Origin of the sequence: Paraburkholderia sp. WS6, assembly GCF_030464835.1 — a bacterium.
GTDB classification, from domain to species: domain Bacteria; phylum Pseudomonadota; class Gammaproteobacteria; order Burkholderiales; family Burkholderiaceae; genus Paraburkholderia; species Paraburkholderia madseniana.
In genome coordinates, this window is record NZ_JALQCK010000008.1 from 259,185 (window position 1) to 277,703 (window position 18,519).

18 protein-coding genes and 1 pseudogene are annotated in these 18,519 nt (G+C 59.8%); 12 read left to right on the forward strand and 7 right to left on the reverse strand.

Annotation, left to right across the window (positions count from 1 at the left end; translation table 11 throughout):
• Nucleotides 1-57: 57 nt before the first annotated feature.
• Nucleotides 58-1,008 carry a LysR family transcriptional regulator gene (locus M0D64_RS12915; protein WP_266257982.1) on the reverse strand — a complete coding sequence of 317 codons (951 nt, stop codon included), beginning with the start codon at nt 1,006-1,008 and terminating at the stop codon, nt 58-60.
• 137 nt (nt 1,009-1,145) lie between these two features.
• On the opposite strand from M0D64_RS12915, the gene M0D64_RS12920 reads away from it, so the two are divergent.
• From M0D64_RS12920 to M0D64_RS12940, 5 genes and pseudogenes are all read left to right on the forward strand, one after another.
• Nucleotides 1,146-2,432, forward strand: coding sequence for an MFS transporter (locus M0D64_RS12920; protein ID WP_266257962.1), 1,287 nt, complete (start codon nt 1,146-1,148; stop codon nt 2,430-2,432).
• Nucleotides 2,433-2,559: 127 nt separating this feature from the next.
• Nucleotides 2,560-3,309, forward strand: a complete 750-nt coding sequence (locus tag M0D64_RS12925) for a creatininase family protein (RefSeq protein ID WP_266257963.1) — start codon at nt 2,560-2,562, stop codon at nt 3,307-3,309.
• Between the two features lie 193 nt (nt 3,310-3,502).
• Nucleotides 3,503-5,056 carry a M81 family metallopeptidase gene (locus M0D64_RS12930; RefSeq protein ID WP_266257964.1) on the forward strand — a complete coding sequence of 518 codons (1,554 nt, stop codon included), beginning with the start codon at nt 3,503-3,505 and terminating at the stop codon, nt 5,054-5,056.
• 44 nt (nt 5,057-5,100) lie between these two features.
• Nucleotides 5,101-5,565, forward strand: coding sequence for a RidA family protein (locus M0D64_RS12935; RefSeq protein WP_266257965.1), 465 nt, complete (start codon nt 5,101-5,103; stop codon nt 5,563-5,565).
• A gap of 125 nt (nt 5,566-5,690) precedes the next feature.
• Nucleotides 5,691-5,936 (forward strand): annotated as a pseudogene (locus tag M0D64_RS12940) (transposase); the annotation flags it as partial.
• Between the two features lie 232 nt (nt 5,937-6,168).
• Here the strand turns inward: M0D64_RS12940 and M0D64_RS12945 are convergent.
• Entirely contained in the window at nt 6,169-6,438 is a 270-nt protein-coding gene (locus M0D64_RS12945) for a DUF4148 domain-containing protein (RefSeq protein ID WP_266257966.1), read from the reverse strand.
• Between the two features lie 258 nt (nt 6,439-6,696).
• Here M0D64_RS12945 and M0D64_RS12950 point away from each other — a divergent pair, with 258 nt between their 5' ends.
• From M0D64_RS12950 to M0D64_RS12970, 5 genes are all read left to right on the forward strand, one after another.
• Nucleotides 6,697-7,428, forward strand: coding sequence for an anti-sigma factor (locus tag M0D64_RS12950; RefSeq protein WP_266257967.1), 732 nt, complete (start codon nt 6,697-6,699; stop codon nt 7,426-7,428).
• Between the two features lie 140 nt (nt 7,429-7,568).
• Nucleotides 7,569-8,087 (forward strand): sigma-70 family RNA polymerase sigma factor, encoded by a 519-nt coding sequence (locus tag M0D64_RS12955; RefSeq protein ID WP_266257968.1) that lies wholly within the window; start codon nt 7,569-7,571, stop codon nt 8,085-8,087.
• Complete coding sequence (locus tag M0D64_RS12960; protein WP_266257969.1) at nt 8,084-8,911, forward strand: anti-sigma factor; 828 nt, start codon at nt 8,084-8,086, stop codon at nt 8,909-8,911. The genes M0D64_RS12955 and M0D64_RS12960 overlap by 4 nt, the downstream gene beginning before the upstream one ends.
• A gap of 321 nt (nt 8,912-9,232) precedes the next feature.
• Nucleotides 9,233-9,499, forward strand: a complete 267-nt coding sequence (locus M0D64_RS12965) for a DUF4148 domain-containing protein (RefSeq protein ID WP_266257983.1) — start codon at nt 9,233-9,235, stop codon at nt 9,497-9,499.
• Nucleotides 9,500-10,128: 629 nt separating this feature from the next.
• Nucleotides 10,129-11,142, forward strand: coding sequence for a substrate-binding domain-containing protein (locus tag M0D64_RS12970; RefSeq protein WP_266257970.1), 1,014 nt, complete (start codon nt 10,129-10,131; stop codon nt 11,140-11,142).
• Nucleotides 11,143-11,770: 628 nt separating this feature from the next.
• Here M0D64_RS12970 and M0D64_RS12975 read toward each other — a convergent pair.
• The 5 genes from M0D64_RS12975 to M0D64_RS12995 all read right to left on the reverse strand — a co-directional run bounded on the left by M0D64_RS12975 (nt 11,771) and on the right by M0D64_RS12995 (nt 16,267).
• Nucleotides 11,771-12,679 carry a CopD family protein gene (locus M0D64_RS12975; RefSeq protein WP_266257971.1) on the reverse strand — a complete coding sequence of 303 codons (909 nt, stop codon included), beginning with the start codon at nt 12,677-12,679 and terminating at the stop codon, nt 11,771-11,773.
• 2 nt (nt 12,680-12,681) lie between these two features.
• Entirely contained in the window at nt 12,682-13,002 is a 321-nt protein-coding gene (locus M0D64_RS12980; protein WP_266257972.1) for a copper resistance protein CopC, read from the reverse strand.
• Nucleotides 12,893-13,984 (reverse strand): hypothetical protein, encoded by a 1,092-nt coding sequence (locus M0D64_RS12985; protein WP_266257973.1) that lies wholly within the window; start codon nt 13,982-13,984, stop codon nt 12,893-12,895. Before M0D64_RS12985 ends, M0D64_RS12980 begins: the two co-directional genes overlap by 110 nt.
• 316 nt (nt 13,985-14,300) lie before the next feature.
• A complete protein-coding gene (locus M0D64_RS12990) occupies nt 14,301-15,779 on the reverse strand; it encodes a YncE family protein (protein ID WP_266257984.1) in 1,479 nt (492 codons plus the stop codon).
• Nucleotides 15,779-16,267 carry a DUF305 domain-containing protein gene (locus M0D64_RS12995; RefSeq protein ID WP_266257974.1) on the reverse strand — a complete coding sequence of 163 codons (489 nt, stop codon included), beginning with the start codon at nt 16,265-16,267 and terminating at the stop codon, nt 15,779-15,781. The genes M0D64_RS12990 and M0D64_RS12995 overlap by 1 nt, the downstream gene beginning before the upstream one ends.
• Before the next feature lie 857 nt (nt 16,268-17,124).
• On the opposite strand from M0D64_RS12995, the gene M0D64_RS13000 reads away from it, so the two are divergent.
• Together M0D64_RS13000 and M0D64_RS13005 are read left to right on the forward strand one after the other, a co-directional pair.
• Nucleotides 17,125-17,664, forward strand: coding sequence for a hypothetical protein (locus tag M0D64_RS13000; RefSeq protein WP_266257975.1), 540 nt, complete (start codon nt 17,125-17,127; stop codon nt 17,662-17,664).
• A 420-nt stretch (nt 17,665-18,084) separates the two neighbouring features.
• On the forward strand, nt 18,085-18,444 hold the full coding sequence (locus M0D64_RS13005; RefSeq protein ID WP_266257976.1) for a DUF4148 domain-containing protein: 360 nt from the start codon (nt 18,085-18,087) through the stop codon (nt 18,442-18,444).
• Nucleotides 18,445-18,519: the final 75 nt, after the last annotated feature.

Sequence of the window (18,519 nt, forward strand, 5' to 3'; positions counted from 1 at the left end):
GGCTCCGGGAGTGTCGTCGATTCGTGTGCGTGCTGGCGCGCCGTGCCACGTCGTGCGTCACCGGCCTGTGAATGTCTGGACGCGATCGGCGTCATCCGACTCTGCGAACATCGTCATACGGTGCAGGATCCAGTTGAGCAACTCGTGCGCGGCGGCCACGAGCGGGCGGCCGGATTTGACAAGCAGCCGCGCCTTGATACCGCGAAACAAGGGGTGGTCGATCGGCACGACGGTCAGTTCGCCTGCAGCGATCTCCCGATACGCGGCAAACTCTCCAATAAGCGTTACGAAGTTTTCGGAAGCGACGAAGCGCTTGAGCGCGGTCAGCGAATTCGTAGTGAGGATCGGACGAATCTCGATGTTCTCGGCGAACTCCAGCATCTTTGCTGCGTGACCGATTCCGAAGGTACCGGGCATCAACGCCAGTGGATAGGCGAGCATGTCTTCGACGCTTGCCGGCCCCCCTCGCACCGCCAGCGGATGCTCCGGTCGAACCAGCAGAACGACGGGTTGCGATGAACTTGCGCGATATTCGATGCGCGCATGCGGCGGCGGATTGTAAGCAAGACCGATATGCGCGCGGCTTTCGGCCACTTCATTCAGCACATTGTCAACCGGCAGGATCTCCACGCCAATATCCAGCTTGGGGTATTGGGCACAGAAGGGGATGAGCACTTCGTCGATCAGCGCGTCGACATAGCCTTCGCTGATGGCCAGTTGAACATGGCCTTGCTGGAGACCCTTCATGGCGTGAAGCTGGTCTTCCAGCTTCTCCTGCTGCGACCGATACCCTCTCCAGAACTCGAGAAGATGCGCCGCCGCCTCGGTGGGCCTCACGCCACGGGCCTGACGCTCAAACAGCGTCGCGCCGAGTTCGTCTTCCAGTAGCTTGATCTGCCTTGTAATGACGGAAGGCGACGTATTGAGGCTATCCGCGGCCCCGCGAATCGTACCGTGAGTCAATACTTCATAAAAATAGCGCAGGCGCTGCTGATTGATTTCTCGCATGTCGGCCGTCCCATCGTCGCTGTCGTTGCCTTGTAGGCAACGATACGTGAACTTAGTTGCTGTTGCTAGTTCTGCTGGGAGTTGCCACCATTCCGATACAGGATGGGCTGAACAAAACGTTCGACATGGAGACTGGTATGGCAACAATTCAAACCGCAGCAATTCGCGGGAACGACGTTCCTGCTCTCTATGACAGGCTCAACTGGAGGCTACTCCCGTTTCTTCTGATCTGTTATCTGTTCGCTTATCTGGATCGTGTGAATGTCGGCTTTGCCAAGCTGCAGATGCAAAGCGACCTGGGCTTTTCCGATGCCGCCTACGGTGTTGGAGCCGGTATCTTCTTTCTGGGGTACGTGCTGTTCGAGTTGCCGAGCAACCTCATGTTGCCGAGAATCGGCGCACGGAAAACCTTTTTCCGCATCCTGGTGCTGTGGGGCATTACCTCGGCATGCATGCTGTTTGTGCGCAACGTGCAGATGTTCTACGGAATGCGCTTTCTGCTTGGCATCTTCGAAGCGGGTTTTGCGCCCGGCATGATTTTTTATCTTTCGCGCTGGTACGGTCCCTCACGTATGGCCCGGGCCATCGCGATCGTGTTTCTCGCCGGGCCAATCGGCGGCATTGTCGGCGGTCCGCTCTCTGCGTGGCTGATGACCAGCCTCGCCGGCAAGGCTGGTCTCGCCGGCTGGCAGTGGATGTTCCTCGCGGAAGGTTTGCCGTGCATCGTGCTGGGCGTGCTCACGCTGTTCGTCCTGTCGGATCGGCCCGCGCAGGCCAGCTGGCTGAACGATGACGAGAAGCGTCTACTCGAGTCCGAGCTCGCGGCGGTCCCGGCTGGAGATCACTCGTTCAAGGCTGTCTTGCGTAACCCCAAGGTCTATCTGCTGGCTTGCGCGTACTTTTGCATCATCGCGTCGATCTACGCCATGAGCTTCTGGCTGCCGACCATCGTGAAGTCGCAAGGCGTCAACGATACGATCCGGCTTGGCTGGTATGCGGCGATTCCCTACGTTGGGGCCGCCTTCGGCATGTACTTCATCGGCCGCAGGTCGGATGCGCGTCGCGAAAGGCGTTATCACAGCTCGGTGCCGGCGCTTCTCGCCGCGGTATTGCTCTCCCTGTCGGTTTTGACCGACGGCAACCTCGTCGTCTCGCTCGTCCTGTTGACGCTCGCCACGACGATGCTGTGGATGGCATACACAGTGTTTTGGGCCATCCCCCCTGAATACATAAAGGGCGATGCGGCAGCGGGTGGTATTGCCCTGATCAACACGATCGGCTTGTCCGGCGGATTCTGGGGGCCCGCCATCATTGGCTGGGCCAAGACGGCAACCGGCAACCTTCATCTCGGACTGCTGATCGTCGCCGGTCTGGCGTTATGCGGCGCAGTGCTGCTGGTCACGAACCGGTTGCCGAAGGAATAGCGATCTGCGCAGGCGCAGATCTGGATCAGTAAGCGCTTCGACGGTCGCCCGCTGGCGCCGGTCGAGGGGTCGAAGTCAACCCAATTTGCCGCGTTCCAGCGGGAAGCGGCGAAAGAGAGGACCTCAAATGCTTTTGCACCTGTCAACATGGGCCGAAGTTGGGCAATACCTGGAACGAAGCCGTTCGATCGTCGTTCCTATCGGCTCGAACGAGCAGCACGGCCCCACCGGCCTGTTGGGCACGGACTGGTTGTGCCCGGAAATCATCGCGTACGAAGCCCAGAAGAGCGCGGACATCCTGATCGGGCCGACCTTTAATATCGGCATGGCACAGCATCACCTGGGTTTCCCAGGAACCATCTCGCTGCGGCCGTCGACCTTCATGGCCGCCATTGGCGACTGGACGTGCTCGCTGGCGGGTCACGGCTTCGAGAAAATCCTGTTTCTGAACGGCCACGGCGGCAACGTCGCGTCGATCGAAGCCGCTTTCTCCGAGATTTATGCTGAGGCCAGTTTCGCGAAACGCCGCTCGGGGTTCGCACTGAAGCTGTGCAACTGGTGGGATCTCGAGGGTGTCGGCGAGCTGGCGCGCGAGCAGTTTCCTACCGGTCACGGCGCGCATGCGACGCCCTCCGAGATCGCCATCACTCAATGGGCGCTACCTGAGACGATCAAGACGGCCAGCTACGCTCCGCAGATCGCGCCGTCGGGGCCGATTCGCGAGGCGCTCGAGTTTCGAGCACGCTATCCCGATGGACGGATGGGCTCGGATCCAGCCCAGGCTTCTCAGGAAAAGGGTGGGGCGCTGGTGAAGCTGGCTGCACAGAGTTTGATTCGCGAGATGGATGCGTTCAGCAGCGAGAGCGTGCCGGGCTAACAGCTCGCGTAGGCCGCTGCAGGGCCGTCGCAACGACGGCCTGATGCGGGCACCCGCACGAGACTTTCAATGCTGGAGACGCAGTGTCAACAATTCAAATCCCGCTTGCGAGCGACCCTATCCGGGTGCGCATGACTGGTATGCATGCTGAAACGATGCGCTGCGACGCGCCGGTCGGCCGAGGTGTGCGCTCATGAGGATCCTGATTGCTGGCTTTCAGCACGAGACCAATACCTTTGCGCCCACCCGAGCCGGCTGGGAAAATTTTCTGCAAGGCGAGGGCTTTCCTTCGCTCGCGCGCGGTGCCGACGTCCTGAATCTGCGCGACATCAACGTCCCGGTCGCCGGCTTCATCCGACACGCCGAAGCCGCCGGGCACGAACTGATTCCAGTGATCTGGGCGGGCGCGAGTCCGTCGGCCCATGTGACGCAAGACGCCTACGAGCGCATCGCAGGCAGCATTCTTCAGGCCGTCAAGACGGAGACGTTTAACGCCATTTATCTCGATCTGCATGGCGCCATGGTCGCCGAGCACACCGATGACGGCGAAGGCGAACTGCTGGAGCGCATTCGGCTAGCCGTCGGCGCCGCCATTCCGGTCGTTGCCACGCTGGATCTGCACGCAAACGTGACGCAACGGATGCTGAAATACGCTGATGCCCTTGTCGCCTATCGGACGTACCCGCACGTCGACATGGCACAGACGGGGGAACGGGCCGCGCGCATCCTCGACGATCTGATGGCCGTTAGGCAGTCGCTCAAGCGGGTGGCGCGGCGCATCCCTTTCCTGATTCCCATCAACGCCATGTGCACGCTCGTTGAACCCGCTCGCGGCGTGTACGAACTTATGGCATCGCTTGAACGGGACACGGTCACTTCACTTTCCTTCGCGCCGGGGTTTCCAGCTGCCGACTTTGCAGAATGCGGCCCGGCGATCTGGGGATATGGGCATGACGAAGATGCGCTGACGGCGGCTGTCGACACCTTGTTCGACAAAATCACCGTGCTCGAGGCGCAGTGGGCGGTTCGCTTCCTGACGCCCGACGAGGTCGTGATCGACGCAATGCTGCGCAGCCGAAGCGCACAGCAGCCTGTGATCATTGCCGATACGCAGGATAACCCTGGCGCTGGGGGCGATTCGAACACGATGTTCATGGTGCGCGCACTGTTGCGTAACGGCGCCGTCGGCGCTGCGGTCGGCATGATCTGGGATGCACAGGCAGCGGCCGCGGCCCATCGGGCAGGGGTGGGCGCGACGCTCGAACTCGCACTGGGCGGCCGCTCGGGCGTGCCCGGAGATGAACCGCTGGTAGGACCCTTCCACGTTGAACATGTTTCGGACGGACATTTTCGTTTTGACGGACCGATGATGAACGGAATGTCGGGTGATCTCGGTCCTGTGGCCTGTCTTCGCATAGATGGGGTGAGGATCGCCGTGAGCTCGATCAAGATGCAGATGTTCGAGCGTAACCTGTACCGCGTGGCGGGCATTGAACCGGAACAGATGAAGATTCTCGTCAACAAAAGTTCCGTGCACTTCCGCGCAGACTTTCAGTCGATTGCCGACACCATCCTGGTCGCCAAAGCACCCGGTCCTATGGCCGCCGATCCGTCCGATCTGCCGTGGCGGCACCTCGATCCGCGGATTCGAGTGCGTCCAACCGGGAAGTCGCTCGGCGAGCTTCGCGCGATCGACTTCGACCTGACCGCGGTCTGGTCGTCGCATCAAAGCGGTTTCATAGCATGAACTAGCAGTTCGTATTGATCAACCCACCATTTACGGAGCATTTCATGGTCCAACAGGACGTCTACGTCAAACTCAAGGAACTCGGGATCGACTTGCCGATCGCCGGCGCGCCCGCGGCCGCTTACGTGATGAGTGCGCAAAGCGGCAATATGATCTTCCTGGCCGGGCATATCGCGAAGAAGGACGGCAAGGTATGGGCCGGCAAGCTCGGCAGCAGCCTGACAACGGAAGAAGGACGCGCCGCCGCACGGTCGGTCGTTATCGATCTGCTCGCTACGCTGCACGCACACGTGGGTGACCTTAACCGCGTGACGCGGATCGTCAAGCTGATGAGCCTTGTCAATTCGACGCCGGATTTTGTCGAGCAACATCTGGTGACGAACGGCGCGTCGGAATTGCTCTCGGAAGTATTTGGCGAGCGCGGCAAGCATGCGCGCTCGGCCGTCGGCGTGGCTCAGATTCCGTTGGGCGCGTGTCTGGAACTTGAGATGAACGTCGAAGTAAAATAACGACGTGGCATTAGTGCGCGGCCAGGTCGCTGAAAGGTTGGGGTAATAGAGTGACGGCCCCACTATTCAGAAGCTGACGCATGCCGCACAAGGACAACGCCGATCGCCGGCATCACATCGCATAGATGGCGCACCGTGTGACGAACTGGCCGGAGTACGAGGCGGGCCAGCGCAGCCGGGGGAGCCTGACGTTGTGGATCACGCCCGAGGCGCTGGGGCCGTGGCCAGCACTGCGGCGCACCGCGCCAGGCGGCCAGGCCCGCTATTCAGACCTGGCGATCGAGACCACCCTGATGCTGGGCAGTGCGTTGCGGATGCGTTTGTTGCAGGCCGAAGGCCTGCTGGGTTCGGTGGTCCAGTTGATGGGGCTGACCGGCGTGCGCAGCTGCGAGACGGGGCCGCCCACGCAGCGCGATCGCCATCCCGATGCTCAGCAAACCGAAGCAGCGATCGGCGTGGCGGTGCTCAACCGCCGCTGGCCGCCGCACGCCCGAAGTCCGTCCGCTGTAAGGCTCCCGCAGCATAGTCCGTGGGGAAAGGGGTACATTGCGCACACCGTCGCCTCCATGCACCAACGCCACGCGCCGGCCATCTGAGATCTTTTCAATTAACACTACCTGCCGGCGCGTCGCTGTTCGCGACGTGACTGGCGGCAACCGCTTCAGCGGCGAGCGCCAGCTTGTGGTGCTCGACCTGCTGTGCGAACACCGGACTTACATCGGGGTACGATGCATCGGTGACATAGTTGAGTCCGTTCTGTTGTGCTTCGATCAGTTCCTGATAGACCTCAGCACGTGTCTTGCCTTGCGCAAAAGCACTCGACGAAGCAGCGAGAACGGCGATGGACAATGCGGCAAAAGCGATCTTCTTCATGATGAACTCCAGTGAGTTTTGTGCAGGTTCGCATGAAGGAGAACCCTGCTTTCGCGGCTTTTATTCCTGCGTTTTTTGCTTTTAAAAGATATGGTTGGAATGCGGAATAAAGCGGGGCGTGAATGGGTTTGCTCACCGCTCTGCAAGATGGCGGCGATGTCGCGATGGTGTCGAAAGCTGCGTCTCACGCGCGCGGAATAAACGGTCGCGTAGCGGTGTTTGCCACTTGATAGCCGACCTTCGACGAATACACACACCTTGCCCCCAAATGACACCCCTGCCGATTCACCGCTTTCCGAAGCGGACATCCAGGCCTACGCCGACGGCACATTGACGCCCGAACGCGCCGTCTTCCTCAGAGACTATCTGGGCAACGATCCGACGGAGGCGCGCCGCGTAGCTTTCTACGGCAGGCTGAACGTGCAGATCCAGCAGGCGTTCCAGACCATCGACGAACCGGTGAAGGTCCGCGCAGCGGGCTGGCGTCGCACGCTTGATCGGCTCCGGCTGAAATCAGCCAGGCCGCGTGGCAGGCCTGCGACGACGCTGGCGATACTCGTTCTGATCCTAGTGGCCGTCGGCGACTGGTTCGCCGCCACTCAGGTGTCCGCGCAGGCGCTCAACAACGCTGCCGTGATGGCGCTGGCGGAAACCGTCGCCGCACCGTTTTCCGCTGCATCGCCGACGCGTATCGATCCGTCGGTCCCTGATCTCGCCGCGATCGGGTTGCGTTTGGTGGATCAAAGGGTCCAATCGCTCGGCCCTTTCCAGCGCACCCATGTGTTTCTCTATCTGAACGGCGACAACCGCCCCGTCGTAGTGATTTCCGCACCGGCGCTTTTGGCGCCGGCGCAGCCGCAATGGGCCGCGCGCCGCATCGGCGAGATCCGTCTGCTGACCTGGACGGCACAGCGCCAGCGCTTCGTGGTGGCCGGCGACGCCCGCACGCACGGCCTGATGCGCGCAGCCGACGTCATGACCCTGCACTGATGGCTGGAGCCACATCAACGGCCACGCAGGGAAGGGAGTAAAATTCGTCCACGCGTGTTTGCATCTCACATGTGCGTGGTGCTCCGACTGGCAGCCGCCGATCCGGCGTTCCACCCGAAGCCCATCGATTGGGATGAAAAATGGATGTCCGTGACGAGCTGATTGAGCATGTGCCGCGCTTGCGGCGCTACGCACGAGCATTGATCAACAACCGCGATCTCGCCGACGATCTGGTCCAGGACACGCTCGAACGCGCGCTCGGCCGTACCGGGTTGTTCCAGCCGGGCACCGATCTGCGCGCGTGGCTGTTTACCATCATGCATAACGTCTTCGCCAATCAGGCGCGCAAAGCCTCAGCGCGCGCCGTCCACGTGGCGGTCGACGACGACAGCGTCCACGAAAGCGAATTTGCCGTGCCGTCCGACCAGACCCGTTCGCTCGAAATGCGTGACCTCGACTATGCGTTGCAGCGTCTGCCGGTGGAGCAGCGCGAAGTCGTGCTGCTGGTCGGCCTCGAGGAAATGAGCTATGCCGACGTGGCGCTCGCGCTGGACATTCCGATCGGCACGGTGATGTCGCGGCTTTCACGCGGACGCGAGCGGCTACGAGCATTGATGGCGGGCACGCAGCCCGGCGCGAAATTACAGGTAGTGCGATGAGCGACCAACATATGCCAATCGGCGAAGAAGACCTCCACGCGTACGTGGACGGAACGCTGTCCGACGAACGACGCGTCGAGGTGGAGCGCGCGCTTGAACAGAACCCCGAGTTGACCACGCGCGTCAGCGATTATTTCTCGCTGAACAACATGTTCCATGAACGCTATGACCGGGTGCTGAGCGAGCCCGTGCCCAAACGCCTGCAGACTCCTCCGGCCAGTGGGCGCCGTTGGCGCATTGCCGCCAACTGGCCGCAGTTCGCCGGGATGGCCGCGGCGCTGGTGATGGGCGTGGGCATCGGCGTGGGCACGCATATGGGGCAGGACGTCGTGGCACCGCTCGCCGGTCACTCGGATACGCGCCCTGTTAGCGCGGATAGCGCTGAGGGTTTCGCACGGCAAGCCGCCGTGGCGCATGTGGTCTATATGCCCGCCATCGACCGCCCAGCAGACATGAATGCCGGTCACGAACAGGATTTCGTGCAGTGGCTGTCCAACCGGCTCGGCACCAACGTGCATCCGCCGATTCTTTCGAAGAGCGGTTTTAGTCTGTCGGGTGGGCGTCTGTTGCCCGGCGCCGACGGACCGACCGCGCAGTTCATGTATCGTGGGCCGAACGGCGAGCGCGTGACGTTATGTATCTCCCACCGTCAGGTGAACGCGAACACCACCGCATTCAAGCTGTATCAGGACGGACCGGTGAACGTGTTCTACTGGGTCGACGGCGATTTCGGTTACGCGGTGTCAGGCGGAATCGATCGCAAGGTGCTGTTGCAACTGTCGCACGACGTGTATTCGCAATTGACGGGGGCGGCGCCGGGTTGATACGCTCCCGCGTGTCAGCTTCCGGCGCCGCGGCCGCGATCGAGCTACGCCGCGCGCACTGCATCGACTGGATTGGTGCGCGATCTGGTCAGCTCACGCGGTGTAACCCCAAGCAACCGGTTCATCCGGTGCGCCATATGGGGGCTGAGCAAGGCGTTGGTGCATGGAGGCGACGGTGTGCGCAATGTACCCCTTTCCCCACGGACTATGCTGCGGGAACCTTACAGCGGATGGACTTCGGGCGTCGGATAGGTTTTTTCTTCGACCGGGAATAGACGTCGGTGAAACGGCGTTCGCCCTCATACAACTCGCACCAACTCACTGAAGAAAATCGCATTTGTTGTGTTGTCCTTAGCGATCGTTGCATCGTCTAGTGCCTTCGCAGAGGGCAAGACACGGGCACAGGTTTACCAGGAGCTGATTGAAGATCAGCAAAATGGTCTCGACTACGTAACGGATACCTCATATCCGGAAGTGAACCCAATATTTTCACAGCAGGTGGCCCGGATGAAACAGCAGGCGGCGGCCGTTTCCGTGGCCAATGGAAAGTTCGCAAGCGTGGCTGGATCTAACACTAGCGCCAACTAATCGTAGCGATAGTCGGTGCGTTTTGCGGCTTGCCGCTTGGCACAGGTGAAATTCAACGGGTCGTGAACCCGGCTAACTGTACGCGCCTTTCCTTGTCGCGTCTGAGCGACGGCATGTTGCTCTACAAGAGATACCCATGAATAAGATTGAACCCCGAAACGTCTACGCAAATGATTCGCTGGGCGAGTCGTTCCGACCCGAAGCAAGTCTGCATAACACCGCTGCTACGGCGTCCGAAATAACCCGCACGACGCCAAGATCGAAAGAACGCCTACGTATTCTTTGCGGTCGCCGACTGGGCGGCAACGCAACGCCTCTCGCAGTCGACGGATGCACACTACCTGGCCGCGTACGGCGAGCCTAGCCCCAATCTCTTCTCTGATCGCCGAACTTAAGAAGACCGGCGTGACTAGCGCGGTTTTTGGGCAAGCGGTGGCTGAGCACCGATTCGAGTGTGACTGGATCGATTGCGATGTGACAGCTCGTGCTGTCCAGCGTGAACAAGGTCACGACGCTTGAGCATCGGCGTTACGCACTAACGCCAACATAATCGCCGACGCATTGCGCGGCCGGTAGCGCACATGGCCACGCGGCGCGCGCACCTCCTTCGATTATCCGGAGTTTGAAGCATGTTCAACATTCGCCGAAATCCCCTCGCTGCCTGCGTAGTGAGTGCCCTAGGCGCCCTCATCATCGGGTTCGCCCATGCCGAGGCTGCGCCGAGCGCAGGCGTCGCCGAGATCAAGCATAACCAGTATCCCTACCCGCCGTGGCAACACGGTGCGAACAACGACAGTACGACACGCGGCCTGTCGTTCACCGAGCCGGATGCGGACAATCTTGCCGATTTCCACGGGAACCCGATTCATCCATCGCTGGTGCTCTATGTTGGCGGAAACTACTTCTTTGCCATGGCGCCGCTCGTGCAGGCGTTCGAAACCCGCTATCCGGAGTACAAGGGCCACGTATACTGGGAGACGATACCACCGGGCCTGCTGGTGAAGCAGATGGAAAACGGCGGCACCGTCACGGTCGGCAACATGACCTGGACCGTCCCGGCTGACATTTATCTCGCGGATTTGGAGGCGGTCCAGAAACAGATCGACGCGGGGCTTCTACGGGCGCCGGCTGTGCCGTATGTGACGAACACGCTGACAATCATGGTGCCGGCGGGCAATCCCGCCCACATAACCGGACTCGCCGATCTTGGCCGCCCCAGGGTCCGACTGGCAATGCCGAATCCCGAATTCGAAGGTATCGCGCGGCAGATCAAGGCGTCGCTCGAACATGCGGGAGGTAATACGCTGGTCGACCAAGTGTATAGCGTCAAAGTTGCCGACGGGACGACCGTGCTGACGCACATCCATCACCGTCAGACGCCACTGTGGATCATGCAGTTTAGGGTGCAAGCAGGCGTTACATGGCAATCTGAAGCGTTGTTCGAGGAACAGGCTGGTCACCCCATCAGTCATGTGGATATCGCGCCGGCTGACAACAGCACGGCAATCTATGCGGGCGCCGTTGCACAGCATGCATCCCATACCCAGGCCGCACGTCGATGGCTGGACTTCATCCACTCACCCCACGGGCTCGCAATCTTCGAACGCTATGGGTTCAAGCCCTACATGGCACCTGCTGGCTGAACTTGCGGACAACCACACTAGATCCTGTGTCGGCATCGCTCTGCAAGGCGCCATCTGTCCACCTTTCACACGGGGGCCGTTCCGCGAACTTGCATCAATTGCTATTCGGAATTCACTCGCGCGATTGAGCGCGCAGGTGCTCTCGAAGACGCCAAAGTTTTCATTCGACAACGACTATGCCTACAACAAGTTCGGGCCGAGGCCGTTTGCACATCGGTCGCAATTTTGACTTGGCCGTCCGAGGAAAAAATACGTGGTAGAGGTAGTCCGAATTGTCCACGCCAGTTTGTCCTCTTTGCGCACCGCAACGGGACCCGGTTGAACTGGTCGGCTCAATCACTCACCCGGACTTAAATGCGCTTCTATGCCGTGATTCATCATGGTATCCCGACGCAGAGCAGCGACAGTTTCAGAATCACTTTGCGTCCGAGCAAGTGGATAAATTCGAAGCTGTGATAGCCACTGCTCGTTCGCCCGAGCCCCGGACGGTTACTCGCGGGTCGTTCGGGTTCTTGAGCGCCCCGTCGCCGACTCGACGACATTAGTCTCAAGGGGGCCTACTCCTCGCGCCGTTACTTCCGATGCCCGACATCATGCACTCGGGGAGGGGCTCAAACGGCCGGCTATGTCAGCCTGCCGAAGGGGATGTGTGACCCAACATTGCTGCTGTCGCCAACACGGCGAGCATTGCCACAGCTTCGAGTATGAGTAGCCGACCAAAGCGGCGCTGCGCAATGTGAAACAGGGGATCGCTGCTCGTCGACGCGGCCTGCAACTGTGGCAGAATGAGCATCCGGTTTGTGCCCCCCAGCAGTACGACGAGCGTGACAAGAACGAGCTTGAGTGTCAGCACCCGACCATACTGCACGCTGAGCAGCGGTGCGGCTAGATGTGCCGTATCCTGAGTCGCGTTGTAGATGCCGGAAACGACTACCACGCCGAGGGAGACCGTGGCGAGATGCGATAACTGTACGCAGAAGTCCGCGCGCTGTTCTATCGTCCTGGACGACGCGACGTCCCATCGGCTTAGCACGAAAGCGGCAACGATCACGCTGCCGGACCACAATGCCATGCCGCAAAGATGCACGAAGTGGATTACCTCCGCTAGCGTGAAGTCTCCACCGTCAGCGGCGTGGCTGGATCCTACTCTGCCAGCCGCGTAGACGATCAACCCCGTGGCCGTAACCAGCGCCGCGCAACGGGTGCCGCGTATGCTGCCCATGATTCCAAGTATTGCCCCGGCGCAACTGACCGCCGAGGCAACTCCGAAATGTGATTGCGTCAGCAAAACCGTCACCAGCGGGCCCGCTTCGCTGAGCGGCGAGCCACTTACTACCGCTGCCTGCAACCACAAGTAAAGGCCACATGTGAACGTCAGGCCGCTCAGCGCACCTAACTGCCAGCGCACAAGCGATGTCGGGGTTGGCCCCTCTTGCAGCCTTAACATCGTACCGCAAGCCAATGCCCCAACAGCGACAGCGAACAGCATGTCTTGCGCGGCCGCGACGACGATCTCTACGACGACGAGCGGATCCACCGTTACTTCACCGTGAAGCTGTAGTGGGCCTGCGTGCGATGCCCGTCCTCTGCGACGGCCACCCATGCGACCGAGTAGTCGCCCGGCGTCAGCGGATTGAGAGCCACCGACATGTGCTTCTTGTTCGACGGATCGACGACAGCCTTGCCGTTCGTCACTGGCTTGCCCCGCGCATCGGTTACCGTGATTAAGCTGAAGGCTGGTTCGAGACCGTCATCGAAATCGATCGCCACGTCCTTTTGCGAAGCACTCACTTCGGCGCCGGCGGCCGGTGCCTGGTGGGTCGGATACGCATGAGCATGCGCGAATTGCGCGACGGTCAACGTCAGCGGGGCGACGAGGCCACGCGCGGTGGTCGAGTTCAGGAGAGGGGATTTCATTTAGTTGCAAAGGGGCTTTCCGAGAGAGCGGGGGGAAATGTCGTCGAAGTACAGGTGTGCGTCGAGCAGCACACCCACGTGGTTGCCGCTCGCGCGATTGACGGGGATCTGCTTCGATGCAGAACTGGCCGTAGCGGTTAAGCCAGAGCAAGCCCGGGTTGATGGTCCCGGTCGTATGGCCGGCACACGCGCCCGCCGTGCAGGTGCTCATCGGATCTTCGACGACCAGCACCACGTTGTTGAATGGTTGCGGGATCCCGAAGTTCTTCACCTGCGATTGCGGGTAAGGAATGCTGTACTGCAGCGTGAGACCCCAGCCGAAAGAATCTGGGCCGTTATCCGAGGATGCCATGGTCAGGGTGGGGCCGAGTTCACCGGTAATCGCGAATGGCCGCAGGCAGCTGAGCGAGGCCGGCAGGTCGCCAAAACCCTTGCCGAAATAAAAGTCCGGCGTAAACGTCGAAAAGGAGTTCCCGACCGATTTTGCACCCGTGCCGCCGATTTCTGCCTTGAGCCCGATCGACGTCATGAATTCGTGCCGTGCATTCGCGTAGATCAGGTATTTGGCGCCCACGGTGACGTTGTCCCAGCCCTTTGCTGAGCCACCGTTCGGCGCGTTTTGGCGCACGTAGTTGCTCGCCACGCTGAAGACGAGATTCCTGGTGGTCAGCTTGTCCCACTCGTACGACACCGTATTGACGTTCATGTTGTCGCCGCTGTCGTTCGGGGTCTTGATATGGCCGAACTGGGTGTCTATTTCGTCGCCGACGCCGGGGTCGTCCACTCTCAAGGTGGCGGGAAATACACGGTCGCCGACGACCGCGTGGGGGGAAGCAGTCGGCGAACCGGTGAAGCAGGCGGCGCGGGCCGCCGTCATCAGGGCGGCGCTTGCAGGCTTCGCATGGCGCCTGAAAAGCGAATGCATTTTCGTCGTTCCTTGATTGGAGGAGGCTCCTGCCGCTAGACGGGCAAAAAATATTTGAACTCCTTTGAGCGGCACTTCGGTACCTCGGGTCGTATCCGCCCAGTTCCTTGTCGCGTGTCGACGGGGACAATTGACACCGGCGTCTCGGTGAAAGAGGGAGAAGTCGCTGCGTGGGACGCTCTTGCATTCATCGTCGCCATTGGGCCTTTGGCAACATTAGCCGATTAACAGGCTGCAATATCTTTCAGTGTTGCCGAGACATACATCCGCCGCCGGTAATGCGAATCGGCTGGCGGATGTGATGCCTGAGACGGTGTTACAGCGCTTGCACCTGCACCGGCGCGCCCGTCTTTCCTGCGACCTGCGGTGCGATTACGAGGTAACGGCGTTTATCCTGCGCTTTGGTGTCGCCTGCCGCCACTACCTGCCGGATCTGACCAATCGTATTGACGATTGCGGCGCCGGCCGGGTTAGTCATAAAGTTCGCTAGCACGTCCACGTCGCCGCTGCCATCGGGATTGTTCGACAGGCCAAGCACGTAGGGCTGCTTCGCCTGAAGTCCAGTCACCGCAGCCTGAAGTACTTGCACCAGTCCCTGGTTGAAAAGTGACACGCTAGTGGGTGCTCCGGAAGCATCTGCCGATTTCGGCGTGCCCGCTGCGACAAGCGAAAGGTGGGTCGTCTGTCCTGCCATGCCGAGCGGCACGGTGTTCTGCGTGCCATCGCCCTCCGGGACCGCGTTCGGCACGTAAGTCACAGCCTGTGGCGCCTGCCCGATGGGTACGTTGGCGATGACCTTGTTGGTCAGCGTATCGATCGCGGCCATCGCGTCGGCGTTTTCGAGGCCAACGTAGACGCGTGTGCCGTCACCCGACGGCCAGATACCATGCGGCAGATTCCCGACGGGGATGGTTGCAACCTGCGAGAAGTCGTCGGTGCGGAACACCTTCACCTGATTCAGACCGCCAACGGTAACGTAAGCAAACATGCCATTGGCGTTGTGCACGATGTTCACGTGATTCGTGATCGGGCCGGTATCGATAGTCTTGAGCAAAGCGAACGGCGGACGCGCGTCAAACACCTGAGTCTTGCCGACATCCTTCAACGTAAACCAAACCTGTTTTCCATCCGGGGTAGCTGCCAGGTCGGGACAGAACGGACTAGCTTGCTTGACTGTGCCCACGATCTTGTGATCGGCAACAGAAATGACTTGGGTCTCCGGATTAAACGACGAGCACACGTAGCCGTATTTGCCGTCCGGCGAAAAAATCTGCATTCCAGGACCGTTAGGAACGGTAATCCGGGTCTTCTCTTCGAAGGTGGTGCCGTCAAGCACCGAAATATAATTCTCGCCCCGCACGGTCACCCATACCTCCTTGCCATCTGGGGTGAAGAAGGCTTCGTGCGGCGAGCGGCCAACGTAGGTGACGTGCTTGACCGCATTGGTTTGCGTATCAATGAATGACACCGAGTTGGAGCCGATTGATACCACCGCGATCGTGCGATGGTCCGGTGAGTAGCCCATTCCGTGCACGAGTACCTGTCCATGATACAGGGGGCTGAAATTCCCTGGCGACGGGTCGCCCAGGCGAATTAGACCGACGAGCTTGTTTTCGGCGGGATCGATCACTGATACCGTGTTGGAAAACTGTTCGGCGGCGTAGACGCGGTCGTGATGACTGACAGGCACGTCGGGATCGGAAAGCGAACCAGGAGCCTGGCCGGCCACGGCCAATTGGGCGGCGGCCATAGCGGTGACGGTCAGTACGGTGGCAAGAATTGAGGTACGTTTCATCATTGTTCCTTAGGCATACTCATAGGCATAGTCATATCCATGCCGTTAGGGGGCATCGATTTTGTCGGACTAGCGGTTGAACCCGTTGTTTGCTGATCAGCCGCAGGCGCCGAAGACGGTAGCGGCTGACCAAGTGCAAGGCGCATAGCAACGATTTCCTGCTGCTGCTCGACGACGATCTCCTGCGCTATGCGCCGTAACTGCTCGTTGTGGCCATGCCGCAGTTCGGCCTGTGCCATGTCGATCGCACCCTGATGGTGCGGCACCATCATCGCGACAAAGTCCTGATCGACGTTACCAGTCGGCTTGATGGACATGTCATCCATCATGGTTGTCATGGCCTTGTCGTTCTCTGACAGGAAAGACGTTTCTTCCGGAATCGTGCCTGGAGGACCGGCAGCAAAGGCATTGCTAAATGCGCCGAATATCGTCATCACGATCGAAGTTGTCAGCGACCAGCGTCTGATCGTATAAAAAGCGGAGAACATAAGGAGCAACCCCTTTGCTTGACCAGGATGGAATTACCGAGGCAAACGCGGTCAGGCGAGCGTTTATTCCGGACCTCTTGCGATTTCTTCATTGTTGATGAACCTGTTAGTCCCTTGAACTACGACGCTCCGAAACTTCGTGTCAATGTTCCGCAAACGCATCGTACGGGCTACGGTTGCGGATGACTCTCGCTGAGTGAAGGATAGGCTGGCGGTATTACACGTGGCAAGCCGCCGGCCTGCTGGATGTAGACAATTCGACCGCTGAAGGCACCATCCAGTCGGACTTCAAACGACTGTTCAGATCCCCTGTTGACCGAGGAATCGAGCGTTCAGCGCGTGCAGAAAAGCATCGGCAGTGCTTGCTCCACTCAGATCATCTCAAGGCTGCTGGGCGACCGAGTCACGCCCAATCGAGATGTCGACGCGAACAGCGGTACGGCCGATAGATCCAGAGAGGACTGGCGGCCGGTATTCCGCCGTTGGCTGAGCGGTCAGATGTGGCGCGCCCGTCCATAACACTGAAGCGCAGTAGCGGGTCCGAGCGACCGGAGCCAGGCTGCGCCACGGCGACTTGCTGGCCGGCAGTGTGCGGACACACAGCTCGATGCGGGGGTATCGTCGCGATGTCATAGCACTGACTGGCCTCCCCCTATGAGTGCACTTACCACGCAAAAGACACCGGAATAAAGAGACATCGTCAGTGTTTGCTACAGGAAGCCGTCGCACACTCAATCCGACGTACGACGCAATACAGCTGACTGGCTATACCGATGGCCATCGGTGACTTGAAGAGGCACGTTCCGCATCTGCAATGCTACGCAAGACGCCGTGCACTCAGGTGGCGGGTTAGGTAAATGGTGAAGATGATGTCGGAAGTGACACGAGCTGGTTCCGTTAACTTACGTTTGTTGCGCGGTGGCATCGCTGGGGTTGTCGCGATTGCACTGAACTCCATCGCGCTAAAGGCAGCTGACTGGGTACCATTGTCCACGGCTCATGGGGGCTTGTTGCGCCTCCTTGTGCAGCTTGGAGGTATCCCTATAGCGCTCGCTGGCGTAGCCGATACATGGCGCAGGCTCGGACTTCCGGCGCCAGATACGCAGCTGTTTCAGTGGTCATTTCATGCCGTCATTGGTATGGCAATGGCGCAGCTGTACGTGCTGGGTGTGAAGGCACGCTTGCCCGGCCCCGCCACCGCGAAAGGCGCGATCTATGCAATCACGGTTTGGCTGATCAATGCAGTGATTGTTTTGCCGTTAGTTGGCGAAGGGTTCGCCGGAAGCCGGGACCTATCTTGCTTCGGCATAGCTTGGTTTGGGGCGGCCCATACTTTGTTTTTTCTCTCTCTGGCATGGGTAGACGAAGTGTTGTGCGTCGCTCTCCGGTTCGAATGAACGTGGATACGCCGACTACTGGATGGCATCGCTGACGAAGCTCTGCGAGGTGCGAAGTGAGGTCAATCTGGGACGAGTTCCTAAAGAGCGACGCCTGACCTAGGCGAAATTTGCACCGACCGCAAACCGTGTCCGCCGGGCGTGCCAGAAAGAATTCACTTTCCGCATGCAGATGTGATGAACCCTGGCGTTGTCGAAAGGGCGAATTGCCTTGTAGCGTCCGAATGATTGTGATGCCTGTCGTTGTGACTCGGCATGTGACCAACTTGCGAAACATTCTGCCGATGTAAGACGCTTTCTGGCGTGGCCGATGTCACGTTTCTAGAAATACAAACATGCAGGAATAAAGTCGTCCACTTCCTGTTCACATCAGTGTGGCATACGAAAATTATTTATCTAATACTACTTAGGAGTATGAAGATGTACAAATCGATCGCAGTCAACCCCTCGATGTTGCTCCTCGCAACAGTTGCCGCAAGCACGAACGCATCTGCCCAGGAGAAGACCCGCGAGGAAGTCCGCCAGGAGCTCATTCAAGCCGAAAACGACGGGCTTCGTTTTATTACGGATACGTCATACCCAGAAGTCAACCCGATTTTTGCGCAACAGGTCGCTCGTATGAAGCAAAAAACGTCGACCGTCGCGAATGCAGGTGACGCTGTTTCGAACGCTCCGGCCCAGCGCGCAGCCCAAACCACCACTGACATGGCAAAGATCGGCTCGGATTCCGAGGCGTGTGTCGGACCGGTCGGTTTCTGCATGTCTTACTTTGGCAGCTAAGCACGGCCATGTCGATGGTGTGTAAGCGGCTCGCGCCGGCCGTTATAGGCGGTGACTGAGATAGACACCAAAGTA